Below are 18,272 nucleotides of genomic sequence, written 5' to 3' on the forward strand. Positions count from 1 at the left end.
GTTGAATATAGAGACATGACCTCGGCCCGTCAAGGCTCCCTGCAAGTTCTCCTGCCAGGCTCCCGACTCTCCTGACAGACAGGTGTCAGCAGCAGCCTTTCTTCACCCCTGGCCTCCGCCGGGCCTGAACGCCTATAAAGAGACATGTCAGAACCCGCCCTTACCCCCGTCCCCAGCCAGCCGGCCGCCGTACCGAGCGGTACACCCTTCAAGATCAATTCGGATTTCGTGCCGGCCGGCGACCAGCCCCAGGCGATCAAGGAACTGACCGGCGGGCTGCTGGAGGGCGAGCGCGACCAGGTGCTCCTCGGCGTCACCGGCTCCGGCAAGACCTTTACCGCCGCGCAGATCATCGCCGAGCTGCAGCGCCCCTCCCTGGTGCTGGCGCCCAACAAGACCCTGGCCGCCCAGCTCTATTCGGAGATGAAGTCGTTCTTTCCGGAAAACTCGGTGGAGTACTTCGTCTCCTACTACGACTACTACCAGCCGGAAGCCTACGTCCCGCGCAGCGACACCTATATCGAGAAGGAAAGCTCGATCAACGAGCAGATCGACCGCATGCGCCACGCCGCCACCCGCGCGCTGTTCGAGCGCCGCGATGTGGTGATCGTCGCCTCGGTCTCCTGCATCTACGGCATCGGCTCGCCGGAGACCTATGCCTCCATGACCATCGAGGTGAAGGCCGGCCAGGAGATCCGCCGCGCCGAGCTGCTGAAAAAACTGGTCGAGCTGCAGTACAAGCGCAACGACGGCAACTTTCACCGCGGCACCTTTCGGGTGCGCGGCGATACCATCGATGTCTTCCCGGCCCACTACGAGGATCGCGCCTGGCGCCTCACCCTCTTCGGCGACGAGGTCGAGACAATCCACGAGTTCGATCCGCTGACCGGCGACAAGACCAACACGCTGGAGACCATGAAGGTCTACGCCAACAGCCACTACGTGACGCCGCGCCCGACCCTGCAGCAGGCCGCCAAGCAGATCAAAGAAGACCTGAAGGTCCAGCTCGCGCTCTTCAACGAGCAGGGCAAGCTGTTGGAAGCCCAGCGCCTGGAGCAGCGCACCACCTTCGATCTGGAGATGATCGAGGCCACCGGCTCCTGCGCCGGGATCGAGAACTATTCGCGCTATCTGAGCGGACGCAACGCGGGCGAACCGCCGCCGACGCTGTTTGAATACCTGCCGGAGGATGCGCTGCTCTTCGTCGACGAGAGCCACGTGACCGTGGGCCAGCTGAACGGCATGTACCGCGGCGACTATTCGCGCAAGTCGACCCTGGCGGAATTTGGCTTCCGCCTGCCGTCGTGCATCGACAACCGGCCGCTGAAGTTCGAGGAGTGGGAGCAGATGCGCCCGCAGACGGTCTACGTCTCGGCCACCCCCGGCCCCTGGGAGTTGAAACAGACCGGCGGCGTTTTCGTCGAACAGGTGATCCGCCCGACCGGTCTGATCGACCCGGTCTGCATCATCCGGCCCACCGAAAGCCAGGTCGACGACCTGATCGGCGAATGCAAGGACATGGCCTCCAAGGGCTATCGCACCCTGGTCACCACCCTGACCAAACGCATGGCCGAAGACCTGACCGAGTATCTGCACGAGGCCGGGCTGAAGGTGCGCTACATCCACTCCGACGTGGATACCCTGGAGCGCATCGAGATCATCCGCGACCTGCGCCTGGGTGTTTTCGACGTGCTGGTCGGCATCAACCTGCTGCGCGAGGGCCTGGACATTCCCGAATGCGCCCTGGTCTGCATTCTCGACGCCGACAAGGAAGGTTTCCTGCGCTCCACCACCTCGCTGATCCAGACCATCGGCCGCGCCGCGCGCAACGTCGACGGCCGGGTGGTACTCTATGCCGACAAGATGACCGACAGCCTGAACGCGGCCCTGGGCGAAACCGACCGCCGCCGCGAACGGCAGCAGGCTTTCAACGAGGCCAACGGCATCACGCCGGAATCCATCAAGAAGCAGATCGCCGACATTCTGGAGAGCGTCTACGAGAGCGACCACGTCACGGTGAAGACCGGCGACGAGAAGACCAAGCACCTGATCGGCCACAACCTGCAGGCCTATATCGCCGATCTGGAAAAGCGCATGCAGGATGCCGCCGCCGATCTGGAGTTCGAGGAGGCGGCGCGCCTGCGCGACGAGGTGAAGCGTCTGCGCGACCAGGAACTGGGCCTCGACCGGCCGGGCTCGGCCGCCGGAGACGGCAGCGGGGACGGCTTCGCCGAGCGCATCTCCCGCGCCGGCGCCGCCAGCCAATCCCGTAAGGGCAAGAAGTACCGCGGCCGGCGGCGATAGGGTCTCCCCATGACTTTCGAGGCCCGGATCGCGCGGCTCTTTGCCATGACTGAAGAGACCTGGGCGCGCCATGCCAATCCCTGGAGCGTCTATACCCGCTTCACCGCCCTGCCCCTGTTGCTGCTGGCGCTCTGGTCCCGGGCCTGGTTCGGCTGGGGCGCGCTGATCCCCATCACCCTGGCCCTCGCCTGGATCTGGTATAACCCGCGCCTCTTCGCCAAGCCGCGGAGTACCGACAACTGGACGGCGCGCGTCACCTTCGGCGAACGTCTCTGGCTCGACCGCAAGCGCCTCGTGGTGCCGCGCCGCCACCGCGTTCTGCCCAATCTCCTCGGCGGCTTCGCCGGGCTCGGCTTCGTCATCGCCGCCTGGGGCGCCCTGACCACGGTCCTCTGGCCGACGCTCTTCGGCCTCCTGCTTTCCATGGCCGCCAAGCTGTGGTTCTGCGACCGCATGGTCTGGCTCTACGAGGACATGGCAGCACAGGACCCCAAGCTGAAGGACTGGGTCACATGAACGAAGAAACCAAACCGGCCGCTCCCCACAGCATTTACGTCGACGCCGATGCCTGCCCGGTAAAGCAGGAGATCTATAAGGTGGCCGAACGGCACGGCTGGACGGTGCAGGTGGTGGCCAACGACATCATCGCCCTGCCGGTCCACCCCCTCATCAAGCGGGTGGTGGTGGGCGCCGGCTTCGATGCCGCCGACGACTGGATCGCCGAGCGCGCCGGACCCGGCGACGTGGTGATCACCGCCGACGTGCCCCTGGCCAGCCGCTGCGTGAAGGCGGGCGCCGCCGTCCTGGCCCACAACGGCAAGAGCTTTTCCGACAAGTCCATCGGCATGGCGCTGGCCAGCCGCAACCTGATGGCCGAACTGCGCGAGGCCGGCCAGGTGACCGGCGGCCCGCGGCCCTTCTCGCAGCGCGACCGCTCGGCTTTTCTCTCCGCCCTGCACGAAACCATCGTCCGGCTGCAGCGTCTCAAGCGCTAAGGCGCCGCTTGTGCGAGATTGGGCGCGGACCAGGTTTCCGCGATGAGGTCGGCCAGAAGCGCGGCTGGCCCGCCACGGGCCTTTGGGCTCCGGTGAAGGACAATATCCGCCGAGGGCAGATCGGGAAATCCCTCGGCCGAGCTCAAGCTGGCCAGTCGCACCGGAAAAGTGGATTCCTTAAAGACCGATACTGCCCAACCCTCAGCCACGGCGCCAGCCACCGTTTCCAGACTCGGGCTCATCAGAACCATCTGCCAGCGGCGGCCAGCGCCATCGAGGGCCGCCTGCGCCCATTGTCGAAACAGACAGCCCTGCGGATAGAGCGCTAAGGGCAAAGGGCGATCCGATGCGGCAGCATAGCGCTGGGCAGCCGCCCAGCGCGGCTGTTCCCGCCTTAGCAGGGTGGTTGCGGCGGCACCTCTGCCTTCACGCCAAACATCGGCCGGATGCATGGCAACGACGATGTCATGGAGCTTGCCGAGATCATTCAAGAGGTGCGCGGTGAGCCCCGTGCTTACCTCTACATGGACATTCGGATAGGCAGACAAGAAGCGCCCGAGGAGAGCCGGCAAGAAACAGCATGCATAATCCTCCATGACTGCCAGGCGGACGTGGCCGCCCGGTTCCGGTTCAGCGAAAGCCTGCATTGCGGCATCGTTGAGAGACAGCAGGTCGTGGGCATAGCCAAGCAGCCGTTCTCCCTGCAGCGTCAGGCGGGGCGGCCGCTCGGATCGCTCAAACAGCACTTGGCCAAGCTGACTTTCAAGCCGCTTGATCTGCATTGAAAGGGCTGATTGCGTGCGGTTCAGACGCCGGGCTGCCTGGCTGAAACCGCCGCCATCAGCGGCGGCAACAAAGGCACGCAGCAGAGAAAGGTCGATTTCGGGCGGCACCGCGAACTCCAAGTAACTTGAACTTCAAAATAAACAATATTCCATTTCGTGATAATCGACCACTACCTATGCTACCTCCTCTGAAGGGCCGGAACGAGGGGGCAGGGCAGTAATGAAGATTACCCCGGATACCAAAGGCGTTGCCGCCGCCGTGTTGTCGAGCGCGCTGGGAGGAACCGCGGTGGTCGCTACGCGGGCGGCGGTCGGCCCCCTGGGAGGCGGTGCGCTCGATCCGCTGAGCCTGGCCTTTGCGCGCTATATGATTGGCGCCCTTGCACTAATGTGCTTCCTGGGCTGGGTTGGCTTGGCGAGACCCCAGCGCCGGGATTTGCTGCCGATTGTGCTGCTGGGCGTATTGTTCTTCGCGCTCTTTCCTCTGCTGTTCAATCTCTCGCTGGCCTATACGTCAGCCCCACGTGGATCACTTGCCTTGTCGACCCTCCCGCTGCTGACACTGGCCTTGGCCGCCACGCTGGGGATCGAACCCATGACTCTGCGCAAGCTGGCCGGCGTGCTGCTGGCTATGGCCGGTGTAGGATCCGCGCTGGTGGGCGATCTCGCTGCGGGACCTGAAGGTGCCTGGCGCGGCGATCTCGTTATGGTGGCTACCGCCGCCGTCGGGGCCATCTTTAATGTCTTCTCCCGACCCTACCTGGCGCGCTACCGGGCCATCGCCTTCGTCGCCTATGCCATGCTGGCGGGCAGCCTATTTTTGGGTCTGGCGCTTCCCCTTTCCGGTTTGTTGGGTGTCGTGACCGCGAGCCCAGGCGCACTCGATCCGGGCGACTGGGCTCTCGTTGCCTACCTCGGGCTCTTCGGAGCGGCCTTGACGTTCTTTCTCTGGGGGTATGGTCTGGAACACACCACGCCCACCAAAGTCGCAGTGACAGTCGCGGTCAATCCAATGACATCGATGCTGCTGGCAGCCCTGTTCCTGAACGAGCAGGTCACGGCGGGCCTGCTGACCGGTCTCGCCGCGGTCGCGCTTGGCATCTTCATCACCATGCGTCCTTCGGGCGAACGCACGCGACGGCCGAAGGCGGGCGGCCGCGACCTTCCTCCCTGAGGGCCGGCAAACGGGGCTGGACTCTCACGGTCTTGAGACCCGCTCTTGCCACCAAGGCAGGGACACCTCACATCCTCAAAGAAGAATTCGAGGATTGCCCCAGATGGCCGACAAAGTGGAAAGAAGCGACCGGGAATGGCGGGAAATGCTGACCCGCGAGCAATACTATGTGACCCGCGCGGCCGGCACGGAACGGGCCTTCAGCGGCCGCTATCATGACTGCAAGATCCCGGGCACCTATCGCTGCGTCTGCTGCGATCAGCCGCTGTTCAGCGCCGAGGCGAAGTTCGATTCAGGCACCGGCTGGCCCTCGTTTACCGCCCCTCTGGATGCCGAGGCCGTGGAAACCCGGGAGGACCGCAGCCTCTGGATGCGCCGGGTGGAGGTGCTCTGCGCCCGCTGCGATGCCCACCTGGGGCATGTTTTCGACGACGGTCCGGCCCCCAGCGGGCAGCGCTTCTGCATGAACTCGGCGGCTTTGAAGCTGGAACCGGCCGAAGAAGGCGAATCCTGACCTGCGCTGTATCAAATCCGCTCTGGGGCCGCCGCCGTGGCTGATAGGGCCCAGCCTGCGGAAGAACTGATTGAAATAGCCGAGAACAATCGACATTTATCGGTAGCTCAGCCATTGTGCCGGCTGCCGCGGCGGATTCCCTGGCCTTTCCCGGCTGGCGGTGCGCCGCGTTTTTTGATCAACCATCCCGAGTTCCACATCCGGATATGACAGCAATAGCGTTTTTGCAGGCCGGCGGTGGATTGGTGTTGCTGTTCATCGGCGGCGAGGTGCTGCTGCGCGGCGCCGTCGGGCTGTCGCTGCGGTTCGGCCTCTCGCCTCTGCTGATCGGCTTGACCGTGGTGGCTTTCGCCACCTCCATGCCGGAACTGGTGGTCACCGTGACCGCCGGCCTCCAGGGCGCCACCGACATCGGCGTCGGCAATGTGGTCGGCTCCAATGTCGCCAATATCCTGCTGATCCTCGGACTGGCCGCCCTGCTCTGCCCGATCGAGAAGGAACCGAAGCGTATCCTGCGCGATACCGTGGCCATGGTCGCCGCGACGGCGGTCTTCTTCGCCCTGGCTTTCATGGAGCGCATGGGCTTTGTCCAGGGCATCATCATGATCGCCCTGCTGGCCGGCTACCTGCTGATCAGCTACCGCGCCGAGATCAAGGGCGGCAACGACGCCGCCACGGGAATGGAAGCGATCGAGGAAGCCGGGGCCGCCCCGCGCTCGGCCTGGGTCGCCCTGGCGCTGGTGGTCGGCGGCATCGTCGGCCTGGCGGCGGGCTCCGAACTGCTGGTGCGCGGCGCCCTCATAATCGCCAGAGCGGCCGGTGTGTCAGAGACGGTTATCGGCCTGACCCTGGTGGCTTTCGGCACCTCGCTGCCGGAACTGGCCACCGCCATCGTCGCCGCGCTGCGCGGCCACACCGAAGTCGCCCTCGGCAATGTCCTGGGTTCGAACATCTTCAACATCCTGCTGATCCTCGGTGTGCTTTTCGTGATCACCCCGGTGGTGGTAGCGCCGGAAATCCTGAGCTTCGACATCTGGATCCTGGCCGCGGCAACGCTGATCGCCGTGCCGGTGATGCTTACCGGCAAGCGCATCGGGCGCATTGAAGGCGCGGTCTTCATCATGCTCTACGCGGCTTTCATCTGGGTGCAGTTCGATTCGGACAAACCGGCGGTCGCCGACACATCCGCACCGGCCGGTCACAACGCCGGCGTAGCAGGCATCATCGGACAATGAACAGCGACAAGCCGACGCCGGGCAACGAACCCGCCGCTTCGCAGGTGCTGGCGCAGCGGATCGTGATTCGCGATCTCACCCTTTCCTGCAGTATCGGGGTCAGCGACGAGGAACGCGCCAGGCGACAGCGCCTGCGACTCAACCTCGAACTTCTGGTCGACCCAAGCCCGCCACAAGACGACAACATCAACGAAGTGTTGGACTACGGTGTTCTGGCCGAGGCGGTCAGAAGCCATAGCCTTACCGCCGGCTGCCGGTTGCTGGAGACCCTGGCAGAAGAACTGGCGGCGCTTTGTTTCAGCTTCCCGCAGGTGCGAGAGAGCAGAATCAGGATCGAGAAGCTCGACCGCTACGCCGACATCGGCGGCATCGGTATCGAGATAGAGCGGCGGCGTGACGGCTTATAGGGCGGATATAGAACGGCGACGTTCCGCTAAGCCCTTGCATTAGAAGCCAATCCGCCGACCTCGGGGGCACCAGTTTTACACAGGCCCTGCAGCCACCCCCACAAGCCCCTAACAGGGCATGACATAATTAAGACCTTGCCGTTTACTTTGTTCTTGACTTGATTTTTCTTGTTGAAAAACAATAGTATAACCTTATTTGCTCAAAAAATGTGCAGCTTAACAAAAGTGTAGAAATCCCTAAGACTAATCTCTCAGGCATCATAGATAGACACAGTTTTATCCACAGCATTGGTGGATAGAATCCCCGGGACGCCGGAAGGATTGACCGGCGGGCCCGCAGTTGTTTTCCTTTCGCCTGGATACCTCTCCATAACCGACTGATTCCAAATGGCCAGAGCCCCTAAGCGCCGCACCAAGGACCCCTCCGCCGGAGGCAAGCGCTCGGCCATGGGGATGGAGGAGGACCCGTCCGAGCCCTATCTGACCGAACCGGTCACAGCCGAATCGGATGACACAGCGGAGACGGCAGCCGAAATCACCCAGAACCTTGCAAGAGGTTTGGGTGTCATCGCCGACACGGTGAGAACGCTGAGCGGAAGCGCCGGCGTCTATCGCATGCTGAACCGCCGGGGGGATGCGCTTTATGTCGGCAAGGCGCGCAACCTGAAACGCCGCGTCACCGCCTACACGCAACTCGCCAAGCTGCCCCACCGGTTGCAGCGCATGGTCGCCGAGACGGTTGCCATGGAGGTAGTGGAAACCCACACCGAAGTCGAAGCGCTGTTGTTGGAGAGCAATCTCATCAAGCGGCTGATGCCGCGCTTCAACGTGCTGCTGCGCGACGACAAGTCGTTCCCCTATATCCTGTTGAGCGACGATCATGCGGTGCCGCAACTCACCAAGCATCGCGGCGCGCAGAATCGCGAAGGCGATTACTTCGGGCCCTTCGCTTCGGCCGGCGCGGTCAACCGCACCATCACCGCACTGGAGCGCGCCTTTCTGCTGCGCTCCTGTTCCGATGCGGTTTATGCCAGCCGCACCCGGCCCTGCCTGATGTATCAGATCAAACGCTGCTCGGGCCCCTGCGTGGAGCGCATCTCCGCCGCCGACTACCAGGATCTGGTGCAACAGGCGCGGCGCTTTCTGTCCGGCCGCTCCCAGGAAGTGCAGCAGCAGCTCGGCAACGCCATGGAGGCCGCCGCCGAAAAAATGGATTACGAGAGCGCCGCGGTCTACCGCGACCGCATCCGCGCACTGGCCCATATTCAATCCCATCAGGACATCAACATCGAAGGCATCGACAATGCCGATGTGATCGTCGCCCATGAAGAGGGCGGGCAGATCTGTGTCCAGGTGTTTTTCTTCCGCGCCGGGCGGAACTACGGCAACCGGGCCTACTTTCCCAGCCACGATAAGAGCCTGGCCAGCGGCGAAGTGCTCGGCGCTTTCATCGCCCAGTTCTACGAGAACAAACCGGTGCCCCAGACGATCCTGGTCAGCCATAGACCGGACGAGCTGAGCCTGCTCGCCGAAGCTCTGTCGGTGAAAGCGGAGCGGAAGATACAGATCCTGCAGCCGCAGCGCGGGGCCAAGCGCAAGCTGATCGACAACGCCCTGCACAATGCCCGCGAGGCCCTGGCCCGGCGCGTGGCGGAGAGCAGCAGCCAGCGGCGCCTGCTGGAGGGGCTCGCCGAGGTCTTCGGCCTGGAGAGCACGCCCGAGCGGATCGAGGTCTACGACAACAGCCACATCCAGGGCAGCGAACCTTACGGTGGCATGATCGTCGCCGGGCCCGAGGGCTTTACCAAGAACGCCTATCGCAAGTTCCGCATCAAGGACCCTGACACCGTCGCCGGCGACGACTACGCGATGATGCGCGAGGTCCTGACCCGGCGCTTCAAACGGGCGCTGAAGGAAGACCCGGAACGCAGCGGCGAGACCTGGCCCGATCTGGTACTGCTGGACGGCGGCCAGGGGCAGCTGAGCGCCGGCACCGAGGTGCTGGCCGACCTCGGCCTCGGCGACCTGCCGATCGCCGCCATCGCCAAGGGGCCGGACCGCGACGCGGGGCGCGAGCGCATTTTCATGCCCGGCAAGCCGTCTTTCATGCTCCAGCCGCGCGACCCTCTGCTGTATTTCATCCAAAGGTTGCGCGACGAGGCTCATCGCTTTGCCATCGGCAGCCATCGCGCCGGGCGCTCCAAGGCGCGGCTGCGCTCCGTCCTCGACGATGTGCCGGGGATCGGCGCCAAACGCAAGAAGGCGCTGCTGCTCCACTTCGGCGCCGCAAAAGCGGTGGCCCGGGCCGGTCTGACCGACCTGGAAATGGTGGAAGGCATCAACAAGACCGTGGCCCGCAAGATCTATGATCATTTCCACCGGGAAGCCTGATCATTTGCGCCGATTGATCTTGGGCAGTGAGTCAGACAATGCGGCTGTGCTAGGTTGACGGGTCGACGCAGAAATTCAGGTGCGCTCCAGCAGCGCCCACCATGACTTTGGCCAAGGCTTAGGCCAAGGCTTAGGCCAAGGCTTAGATAAGGAATCCCAGGGGTCATGTTGACCAGCCTGCCAAACCTTTTGACCCTCTCGCGGATCGCGGCAATTCCCCTGCTGCTGGTGCTGCTCTACCTGGATACCCCGCTGTTCCGATGGCTGGCCCTGGGCGGCTACGTCCTGGCCTGCGTCACCGACTACTTCGACGGCTATCTGGCGCGCAACATGAACCAGGTGTCGCCGCTGGGCCGTTTCCTCGACCCCATCGCCGACAAGCTGCTGGTCGCCTCGCTCATCGTCATGCTGGTGGCGACGCAGCAGATTTCCGGTCTGCTCATCGTACCGGCCATTATCATCCTGGCGCGCGAGATCCTGGTCTCCGGCCTGCGCGAATACCTGGCCGAGATCAAAGTCTCGGTGCCGGTGACCACCCTGGCCAAGTGGAAGACGGCGATCCAGATGATCGCTCTTGGTTTTCTCATCGTCGGCGAGGCCGGCCCGGCGGTCATCCCGATACAGTGGATCGGCGAGGCCGGGCTCTGGGTCGCCGGTGCGCTGACCGCCGTCACCGGCTACGACTACCTCTCGCGGGGGCTCAAGCACATGGTCGGCGAAGGCAGCGGCGGCCAATGAGCAGGAACACAGGTGCCGACATGAAAGTGATCGGACAATGAAGATAATCGGCTTGGCGGGCTGGAGCGGCAGCGGCAAGACCACCCTGGTGACCCAACTGATCCCGGCCCTGGTGCGCCGGGGTCTGCGGGTTTCGACCATGAAGCACGCCCACCACGCCTTCGACGTCGACGAGCCGGGCAAGGATTCCTACCAGCACCGCGCCGCCGGGGCGACCGAGGTGATGATCGGCTCCGGCAAACGCTGGGCGCTGATGCACGAACTGCGCGGGGAAGCGGAGCCGGACAGCCTCAGCCTGATGCAGCACATGACCCCGGTCGACCTGCTGATCATCGAAGGCTGGAAAAAGGAGGGTCACGAGAAGATCGAGATCCACCGCCCGGCCCACGGCAAGCCGCTGATCCAGCCCGAAGACCCCCAGGTCGTCGCGGTGGCCTGCGACCAAGACCTGCCGGGCCTGCCGGTGCCGCGCCTCGACCTCAACGACATCGAGGCGGTCGCCGACTTCATCGTCGTCCACTGCGGCCTGCAAGAGAAAGCAGCGGCGCAATAGTATGGCGCAGCTGACCGACGACTGTTTTGCCCAGGGCGGCCCCCTGATGCGGGTCGAGGAGGCCCGCAGCCTGCTGGCCGGGAGCATCACCGCGGTGACCGACAGCGAGACGGTGCCGCTGACCGAAGCCCTGGGGCGTATCCTGGCCGAGGACATCGCCTCCCCGGTCGACATCCCCCCGGCGCCCAACTCCGCCGTCGACGGCTATGCGGTCTACCACGCCGATCTGAACCCCGACGCCGAAACACGGCTGCCCATCGCCGGACGCATCACCGCCGGGCAGCAGGACCTGCCGGCGCCGCCGCGCGGCAGCGCGATCCGCATCTTCACCGGCGCGCGGCTACCAGACGGCCCCGACACGGTGATGATGCAGGAGGACTGCGCGGTCGACGGCGACCCGGAAGCCCCCTGGGTCGTCATCCGCCCGGGCATCAAAAAAGGATCGAACGCGCGCAAGGCCGGCGAGGATGTCGAAAAAGACAGCATCGTGCTGCATCGAGGCCAGAGACTGCGCGCCCAGGACGTCGGCCAGGCGGCAGCGGTCGGCCGCCGGGAAGTGACGGTCTCCCAGCGCCTGCGCGTCGCCCTCTTCTCGACCGGCGACGAACTGCGCGAGCCCGGTGCGGCGCTGGACGACGGCGCGATCTACGATTCCAACCGCTACACCATCCACGCCCTGTTGAGCGGTCTCGGCTGCCGTGTCGACGACCTCGGCATCCTGCCGGACCGCCTGGACGCGGTGCGCTCGGCGCTGGGCGCCGCCGAGGGCAAACACGATCTCATCGTTACCTCCGGCGGCGTCTCCGTCGGCGAGGAAGATCACGTGAAGACAGCCGTCGAGGCGCTGGGCAAGCTGCACCTCTGGCGCCTGGCAGTGAAGCCCGGCCGCCCCATTGCTTTGGGACAGGTCGGGCGTGTGCCCTTCGTCGGCCTGCCGGGCAACCCGGTCGCGGTCGTGGTCACCTTCCTCAACATCGTGCGGCCGGTCATCCTGCGCATGATGGGCGGAAACGACACCCCGCCCCATACCTTTCGGGTTAGGGCCGGCTTCGACCACAAGAAAAAGCTGGACCGCCGCGAATGGGTCCGCGCCCGGCTGGTGGACGGCGCGTCGGGCCTGACGGCGGAGAAGTTTGCCCGCGAAGGCGCGGGCATCCTGTCGTCCCTGGTGGCCGCCGACGGCCTGGTCGAACTGCCCGAGGACTTGACCCGCCTGGAGGCCGGCGCGATGGTGGATTTCCTGCCCTTCAGCGAAGTGACGCAGTGACCTATATATATTAGGTGTCCCATGCTTCGAGACGCTTCGCTCTTCAGCATGAGGTCGGAGCATAGGGAAAGAACCTCACCCTGAGGAGGGCCGAAGGCCCGTCTCGAAGGGTGCGCGGCAAGAGAAAGAAGACCGACGTGAAGCTGCTGTATTTCGCCTGGTTGAAGACCAAGACCGGCCTCTCGGAAGAGGACGTGAGCCCTCCAGAGAACGTCGCCACCGTGGGCGAGCTGTTGACCTGGCTGGAAGGCCGTGGGCCGGAGTTCGCAGACGCCCTTTCCGACCGCGATGCGATCCGCGTGGCGGTGAACCAGGCCTTCGCCAAGAACAGCGACCCCATCGGCCCCAACGACGAGGTCGCCCTCTTCCCGCCGGTGACGGGAGGGTAAGTTTTGTTCTCGCTACGCTCGACTTTCGGCACCGGCTTTCCCGCAAGGGAGCATGACTCATGATCAGGGTCCAGGAGCAGGACTTCGATATCGGCAAAGAGCTGGCGGCGCTGACCGGCGGCAACACCGCCATCGGCGGCCTCGCCGTCTTCGTCGGCCTCGTGCGCGATATCGCAGGCGGCAGCGACATCCAGGCCATGACCCTGGAACACTACCCGGCGATGACCGAAAAGATGCTGGCGGAGATCGAGGCCGAAGCCAGGGAACGCTGGCCGCTGGAAGCCAGCCTCATCATCCACCGCTACGGACGGCTGGAACCCGGCGACCAGATCGTCCTGGTCGCCGCCGCCTCGGCCCACCGCGACGCCGCCTTCGAAGCCTGCCAGTTCCTCATGGACTGGCTGAAGACCAAGGCGCCGTTCTGGAAGCTGGAAGAAACCGATGCCGGTGCGCAGTGGGTCGACGCACGCAGCAGCGACGACGCGGCGGCGGCAAGATGGGTGAAGCAAGACCCCGACGCGGCGGAGTAGCTTCACTGTCATCCTGGATAAGTCCGGGGTGACGGTTGGGAAGACGGCGACCGCCCCATCATCATCCCCGCCGCCAATACCAGCCACCCGCCTGCGACCAGCGCCAGCACCGTGAAGCCGAAGTCGGCGTAGACCAGGCCCATGACGGCGCCGGCGATGAAGTGGGCGATGTAGGTGACGCCGCTGTAGAGGCCCATGACGGCGCCGCACGTCGCCTCCGGCCCGCCCGACAGCAGCGAGACGATGATGTTGAGGCCGAAGTGATTGAGCACGCCCCAGGGCGCGGCCAGCAGCACGATGGCCAGGGGGCCGGCAGCCGCGGCCCAGGGCTGGACCAGATAGATCCCCGCGATCAGAACGAAGACCGGCGCCGCGAGACGCCAGGGGCCGAGGCGGTCGAGCAGACCGTCGAAAGCGACCGCCGCGCCGAAGCCCAGGCCGTAGCTGAGGGCGATGAGCCCGCCCAGGCCGGCGCCCGCATCGTGCAGCCCGCGCAGATGGTCGCTGAGGAAGGTATAGGTGCCGTAGAAGGCGATCATGTAGGCGAGGGTCACCAGCAGCAGCCGGACCACGCCGGGTTGCGTTATGGCTTGGCGGTACGACACGGAAGCGGCGGACAGCGCTTCGCTGCGTCCCGGCAAGATTAGAAAAGTGAAGGCCGAGAGCGCCGCCAGCCCGGCCATGATCGCGAAGACACCCCGCCAGCCGAAAAGCTCGGAGAGGAAGGCGGCCAGCGGTACCCCCAGGACCAGGGCCAGCGACCAGCCGGTGATGACCCGCCCGACGGCACGGGCGCGAAGCGCCGGGGGCGAGAGATCGCCGGCCAGGGCGTAGACCGAGGGCAGGATGATGCCGGCGGCCAGGCCGCAGGCCCCCATGGCTGCGGCCAGCACCCACCAGTTGCCGGCGAAGGATGCCGTCAGCAAGGCCAGCGCCAGCGCCGCCATGGCGGCGATAAGGGTCGCCCGGCGCGGCCAGAGATCGAGGCGCGGCGCGGCGGCCAGGGCGGCCAGCGCCACCCCGGCGCCGTAGACGCCGTGGGCGCGGCCGATGACCGCCGGCCCCACGCCCAGGTCGCGCGCCATGTCGGTCAGCATCGGCGCCACCATCAGGGCCTGCGCCCCGACCACGGCGATGCCCAACATCAGACAGGCCAGATGGCGACTCTGCGCGCCTGAAAACCTTGCCGCCGCCGGTCCTGCCGTCGTTTCCGTCATCGATCCCGCCTCTTTGCCGTCATTGCGGGGCGATGATCCGCCGAACACCATTCGGCATAAAGGGGAATCGAGCATGTATCCGAAAATACGAATAGCATTCAGTGCCGAACTTGATACGGTGATGCCATGGACGATATGGACCGAAAACTGTTAGGCCTGCTGGCCGGGGACGCCACCCTTTCCTACAAGGAGATGGGGGAGCAACTGCACCTCTCCGCCCCCGCCGTGCATGAACGGGTGAAGAAGCTGAAGAAGTCCGGCGCCATCGCCGGCACCGTGGCGCGGCTCGACGGGACGGCGGTCGGCCGTCCGCTCTGCGCCTTCATCCATATGGATACCGAGGGCTGGGGCAAGTCGCCGGAGTTGCTGTCGATCCAGGAGGACTCCCGCATCGAGGAAATCCACGCCGTTGCCGGCGACACCTGCGTGATCCTGAAGGTGCGCTGCGAGAGTACCAAGGCGCTGGAAGATATCCTCCACCGCCTCTACCAGGTGCCCGGCATGATCCGCACCCAGTCCTACATCGTCCTCAACACTTATCTGGAACGGGGACCGGGGGTGTAAGGCGTGCGCCAGAGAGTCGTTCCAAGGCGAGGACGCGACAGAGGTTGCGCAAGACGGACTGCCTCGCTGCCAGGACCGGCCTCCGCCCTTCGAGACGCGGTCCTGCGGACCGCTCCTCAGGGTGAGGCCCAGCCTAAACCCTCATGCTGAGGAGCCCCGATGGGGCGTCTCGAAGGACACAGATCACATACTCAGACACTATCTCTCATACCCAATCGCCACGACCTCCAGTTCCTGATCCCCCGCCGGGCGTTTCCAGAGGATGACATCGCCGACGGCGGCGCCGTCGAGGGCGCGGGCCAGCGGCGAGACGTAGCTGACCTTGCCTGCTTGCGGGTCGGCCTCGTCCTCGCCGACGATGGCGTAGTCGTGCTTCTCGCCCGCTTCGTCTGCCACCGTCACCACGGCGCCGAAGGCGACGACATCGCGCGGCTGTTTCGAGAGGTCGACCGGGATCGCGCTGCGCAGGCGCTCCTCCCAGTAGCGCAGTTCCTGTTCGACCCGCGGCAGGTGGGACTGGGCGGCAAGCTCATCGTCATGGGCCTTCAGGCCCGCGCGTTCCGCGTCGTATTCGGCCACCTTGTCATTCAGCATCTGCAGGCCCCGGGGCGTCACGAGATTGGGGTGCGTCGAAACCGGCAGGTCGACCTGCGCCTCCGGCGCACCGCTGTCATCTTCCTTCACGAAGGCCCGGGACATCTGCTTTCTCCTTTTCACAAAAAGAAAACCGGGCGGCGCCTCGGTGGGTGCCGCCCGGTCTTTCATCAGACCCTGTCGGGGCGGCTAGGCGACCTTGGCCGCCGCGTGTTCGCGCACCAGGGCGTCGTAGTCGGTCATCAGGTTACGGGTGATCTCGCCCGGGGTGAAGTGCTTGCCCTCGATCTCCGAGACCGGGGTTACCTCCACCGCGGTGCCGGTGATGAAGACCTCCTGCGTCCGGTCCAGTTCTTCCGGCATCAAGACCCGCTCGATCACCTCATAGCCGCGCCGCTTGGCCAGGTCGATCACCGTACGCCGGGTGATGCCGTCCAGGAAGCAGTCGGGGATCGGCGTATGGATCTTGCCGTCCTGCACCAGAAAGACGTTGGCGCCGGTCGCCTCGGCGATCTGCCCGCGGTAGTCCAGCATCAGCGCGTCGGCATAGCCTTTGGCCTCGGCGGCGTGCTTGGACATGGTGCAGATCATATAGAGGCCGGCGGCCTTGGACTTGCAAGGCGCGGTTTCCGGTGCCGGGCGGCGCCAGTCGGCCCAGGCCATGCGGATGCCCTTCAGCCGTGCCTCCGGCGTGAAGTAGGCCGGCCACTGCCAGGCGGCAACGGCGACGTGGATTTTGGTGTGCTGGGCGGAGACCGCCATCATCTCGCTGCCGCGCCAGGCGACCGGGCGCAGATAGCCGTCCTCGATGCCGTTGGCCGCCAGCACCGCCACGGCGGCGGCATCGATCTCTGCGCGGCTGTAGGGTACCTCGAAGCCCAGCAGCTTGCCGGAATCGAGCAGGCGCTGATGATGCTCTTCCATCTTGAAGATGCGCCCGGCATAGGAGCGCTCGCCCTCGAACACGCAGCTTGCATAGTGCAGCCCATGGCTCAGAACGTGCAGTTTCGCGTCCCGCCAAGGCAGCAGTTCGCCGTTGTACCAGATGACGCCGTCACGGTCGTCGAAGGGAAGTATGGACATCGCTCGTTTCGTCCCTAAAACCTTGTTAGTTTCCGTTCCCGGGCGGCCGGCAGCAAGATCGAAAATCTTGTCGGCATCGTACCACCCGGCCTGTAACCCCTAAACCCCGGTCGCGTAGCCCGGATCGGCCGGATTGATCGCGAAAAATCAGTCAGTAATGCTAACCGATCAGAGTTTTTATTCAACAAATAGTCTCGATTTGATACTTTTAATCAAATCCAACGATTCAGTTGTAACAAGATTAGGCAGATATGTCAACATGGCTGACGTAAAAGGCGGACCCAACCCTCTCTTCCTGCGCGAGGAGGAGCTGCGCCAGGCGATGGAGCTGCTGTTCTTCGGATACCGCGACTTCACCGCCGAACCGGACCAGATCCTGGCGGACTACGGCTTCGGGCGCGCCCACCACCGGGTGATCTACTTCGTCGGCCGCCATCCGGCGATTACGGTATCGGAGCTGCTGGCGATCCTGCGCATCACCAAGCAGTCGCTCTCCCGGGTGCTGGGCCAGTTGGTGCGCGAAGGCTTCGTCACCCAGCGCGCCGGCCTGCGCGACCGGCGCCAACGGCTTCTGGAACTGACCGATAAGGGCCGCGAACTGGAAACCAAGCTGAGCGAACGCCAGCGGGTGCGCATCGCCAAGGCCTACCGCAAGGCCGGCGCCGAGGCGGTGGAAGGCTTCCGCACCGTGCTGACCAACATCATCGACGAGCCGGACCGCGGCCGCTTCGAACGCCCGGAGCCCTCTGTCAAATCGGCAGCCAAAACGGCCCCGGTGAAGTCCGCGGTGCGCCGCTAGGCGATGGCCCCGGCCCGGCCTATACTCGTGCCCATGATCGATCCCGCTGTCTCCGACCCGTCCCATATCCTTGTCGTCGACGACGATACGCGGCTGCGCGACCTGCTGCAGCGCTATCTCAGCGACCAGGGCTTTCGGGTCACCACGGCGGTGGACGCCGCCGATGCGCGGGCCAAGCTGACCTCCCTGGCCTTCGATCTGCTGGTGCTCGACATCATGATGCCCGGCGAGAGCGGCCTGGAGCTGACCCAGACCCTGCGGCAGGAGAGCTCTGTGCCGATCCTGCTGCTCACCGCCATGAACGAAACCGAAGACCGCATTGCCGGCTTCGAATCCGGCGCCGACGACTACCTGCCCAAACCCTTTGAGCCGCGCGAGCTGGTGCTGCGCATCAACGCGGTGCTCAGGCGCGTGCCCTCGATCACCGCCACATCCTCGAACTGCATCACCTTCGGCGATTTCTCTTTCGACCTGGAACGCGAGGAGCTGACCCGCGCCGGTGCCTTCATCCCCCTGACCTCGGCCGAGACCTCTCTGCTGAAGTCTCTTGCCCTGCGTGCCGGTGAGCCGATCGCCCGGCAGGACCTGTCGGAAGAAAGTCAGATCAACGGGAACACCCGGACCATCGACGTTCAGGTGACCCGCCTGAGGCGCAAGATCGAGCTCGACCCCAAATTCCCGCGCTACCTGCAGACCGTCCGGGGAACCGGCTACGTACTGATGATCGACTGAC

The 18,272-nt window shown here is 64.9% G+C and carries 20 protein-coding genes; 16 read left to right on the top strand and 4 right to left on the bottom strand.

The features are described from left to right. Positions 1-144: 144 nt before the first annotated feature. The 3 genes from uvrB to HBA54_RS25225 are packed head-to-tail and all read left to right on the top strand — an operon-like array spanning position 145 to position 3,299. On the top strand, positions 145-2,304 hold the full coding sequence (gene uvrB / locus HBA54_RS25215) for an excinuclease ABC subunit UvrB (protein ID WP_167230275.1): 2,160 nt from the start codon (positions 145-147) through the stop codon (positions 2,302-2,304). Positions 2,305-2,313: 9 nt separating this feature from the next. After that, the gene (locus tag HBA54_RS25220; protein ID WP_167230278.1) at positions 2,314-2,820 is read left to right on the top strand and encodes a DUF6653 family protein; all 507 of its coding nucleotides are present in this window, start codon (positions 2,314-2,316) and stop codon (positions 2,818-2,820) included. After that, on the top strand, positions 2,817-3,299 hold the full coding sequence (locus HBA54_RS25225; protein ID WP_167230281.1) for a YaiI/YqxD family protein: 483 nt from the start codon (positions 2,817-2,819) through the stop codon (positions 3,297-3,299). The genes HBA54_RS25220 and HBA54_RS25225 overlap by 4 nt, the downstream gene beginning before the upstream one ends. Here HBA54_RS25225 and HBA54_RS25230 read toward each other — a convergent pair. Then, on the bottom strand, positions 3,296-4,192 hold the full coding sequence (locus tag HBA54_RS25230) for a LysR family transcriptional regulator (protein WP_167230284.1): 897 nt from the start codon (positions 4,190-4,192) through the stop codon (positions 3,296-3,298). The genes HBA54_RS25225 and HBA54_RS25230 overlap by 4 nt on opposite strands. A gap of 112 nt (positions 4,193-4,304) precedes the next feature. Between HBA54_RS25230 and HBA54_RS25235 the strand changes: the two genes are divergently transcribed. The 10 genes from HBA54_RS25235 (at position 4,305) to HBA54_RS25280 (ending at position 13,282) form a co-directional block, all read left to right on the top strand. Next, the gene (locus HBA54_RS25235) at positions 4,305-5,258 is read left to right on the top strand and encodes a DMT family transporter (RefSeq protein WP_167230287.1); all 954 of its coding nucleotides are present in this window, start codon (positions 4,305-4,307) and stop codon (positions 5,256-5,258) included. 103 nt (positions 5,259-5,361) lie between these two features. Next, entirely contained in the window at positions 5,362-5,772 is a 411-nt protein-coding gene (gene msrB, locus HBA54_RS25240) for a peptide-methionine (R)-S-oxide reductase MsrB (protein ID WP_167230290.1), read from the top strand. A 206-nt stretch (positions 5,773-5,978) separates the two neighbouring features. Then, on the top strand, positions 5,979-7,007 hold the full coding sequence (locus HBA54_RS25245) for a calcium/sodium antiporter (protein ID WP_167230293.1): 1,029 nt from the start codon (positions 5,979-5,981) through the stop codon (positions 7,005-7,007). Continuing rightward, entirely contained in the window at positions 7,004-7,414 is a 411-nt protein-coding gene (locus tag HBA54_RS25250) for a dihydroneopterin aldolase (protein WP_167230296.1), read from the top strand. Before HBA54_RS25245 ends, HBA54_RS25250 begins: the two co-directional genes overlap by 4 nt. 447 nt (positions 7,415-7,861) lie before the next feature. Beyond that, entirely contained in the window at positions 7,862-9,805 is a 1,944-nt protein-coding gene (gene uvrC, locus HBA54_RS25255) for an excinuclease ABC subunit UvrC (RefSeq protein ID WP_167230426.1), read from the top strand. Between the two features lie 165 nt (positions 9,806-9,970). After that, positions 9,971-10,543 (top strand): CDP-diacylglycerol--glycerol-3-phosphate 3-phosphatidyltransferase, encoded by a 573-nt coding sequence (pgsA, locus tag HBA54_RS25260; RefSeq protein ID WP_167230299.1) that lies wholly within the window; start codon positions 9,971-9,973, stop codon positions 10,541-10,543. 37 nt (positions 10,544-10,580) lie between these two features. Continuing rightward, a complete protein-coding gene (gene mobB, locus HBA54_RS25265; protein WP_167230303.1) occupies positions 10,581-11,096 on the top strand; it encodes a molybdopterin-guanine dinucleotide biosynthesis protein B in 516 nt (171 codons plus the stop codon). A gap of 1 nt (position 11,097) precedes the next feature. Next, positions 11,098-12,363, top strand: coding sequence for a molybdopterin molybdotransferase MoeA (locus HBA54_RS25270; RefSeq protein ID WP_167230306.1), 1,266 nt, complete (start codon positions 11,098-11,100; stop codon positions 12,361-12,363). 137 nt (positions 12,364-12,500) lie between these two features. Beyond that, the gene (gene moaD, locus HBA54_RS25275) at positions 12,501-12,752 is read left to right on the top strand and encodes a molybdopterin converting factor subunit 1 (RefSeq protein ID WP_167230309.1); all 252 of its coding nucleotides are present in this window, start codon (positions 12,501-12,503) and stop codon (positions 12,750-12,752) included. A 59-nt stretch (positions 12,753-12,811) separates the two neighbouring features. Next, positions 12,812-13,282 (top strand): molybdenum cofactor biosynthesis protein MoaE, encoded by a 471-nt coding sequence (locus HBA54_RS25280; protein WP_167230312.1) that lies wholly within the window; start codon positions 12,812-12,814, stop codon positions 13,280-13,282. Positions 13,283-13,290: 8 nt separating this feature from the next. Here HBA54_RS25280 and HBA54_RS25285 read toward each other — a convergent pair whose 3' ends face one another. Continuing rightward, on the bottom strand, positions 13,291-14,499 hold the full coding sequence (locus tag HBA54_RS25285) for an MFS transporter (protein ID WP_167230315.1): 1,209 nt from the start codon (positions 14,497-14,499) through the stop codon (positions 13,291-13,293). Positions 14,500-14,625: 126 nt separating this feature from the next. Between HBA54_RS25285 and HBA54_RS25290 the strand changes: the two genes are divergently transcribed. Then, on the top strand, positions 14,626-15,063 hold the full coding sequence (locus HBA54_RS25290; RefSeq protein WP_167230318.1) for an Lrp/AsnC family transcriptional regulator: 438 nt from the start codon (positions 14,626-14,628) through the stop codon (positions 15,061-15,063). Positions 15,064-15,261: 198 nt separating this feature from the next. On the opposite strand, the gene HBA54_RS25295 is transcribed toward HBA54_RS25290, so the two are convergent. Continuing rightward, on the bottom strand, positions 15,262-15,762 hold the full coding sequence (locus tag HBA54_RS25295) for a GreA/GreB family elongation factor (RefSeq protein WP_167230320.1): 501 nt from the start codon (positions 15,760-15,762) through the stop codon (positions 15,262-15,264). Positions 15,763-15,846: 84 nt separating this feature from the next. Further along, on the bottom strand, positions 15,847-16,740 hold the full coding sequence (locus tag HBA54_RS25300; RefSeq protein ID WP_167230323.1) for a branched-chain amino acid aminotransferase: 894 nt from the start codon (positions 16,738-16,740) through the stop codon (positions 15,847-15,849). A gap of 259 nt (positions 16,741-16,999) precedes the next feature. Between HBA54_RS25300 and HBA54_RS25305 the strand changes: the two genes are divergently transcribed. Then, a complete protein-coding gene (locus tag HBA54_RS25305; RefSeq protein WP_167230326.1) occupies positions 17,000-17,539 on the top strand; it encodes a MarR family winged helix-turn-helix transcriptional regulator in 540 nt (179 codons plus the stop codon). 33 nt (positions 17,540-17,572) lie between these two features. After that, entirely contained in the window at positions 17,573-18,271 is a 699-nt protein-coding gene (locus HBA54_RS25310) for a response regulator (RefSeq protein WP_167230329.1), read from the top strand. Position 18,272: the final 1 nt, after the last annotated feature.

The organism is Pelagibius litoralis (assembly GCF_011683915.1).
GTDB lineage: Bacteria > Pseudomonadota > Alphaproteobacteria > Kiloniellales > Kiloniellaceae > Pelagibius > Pelagibius litoralis.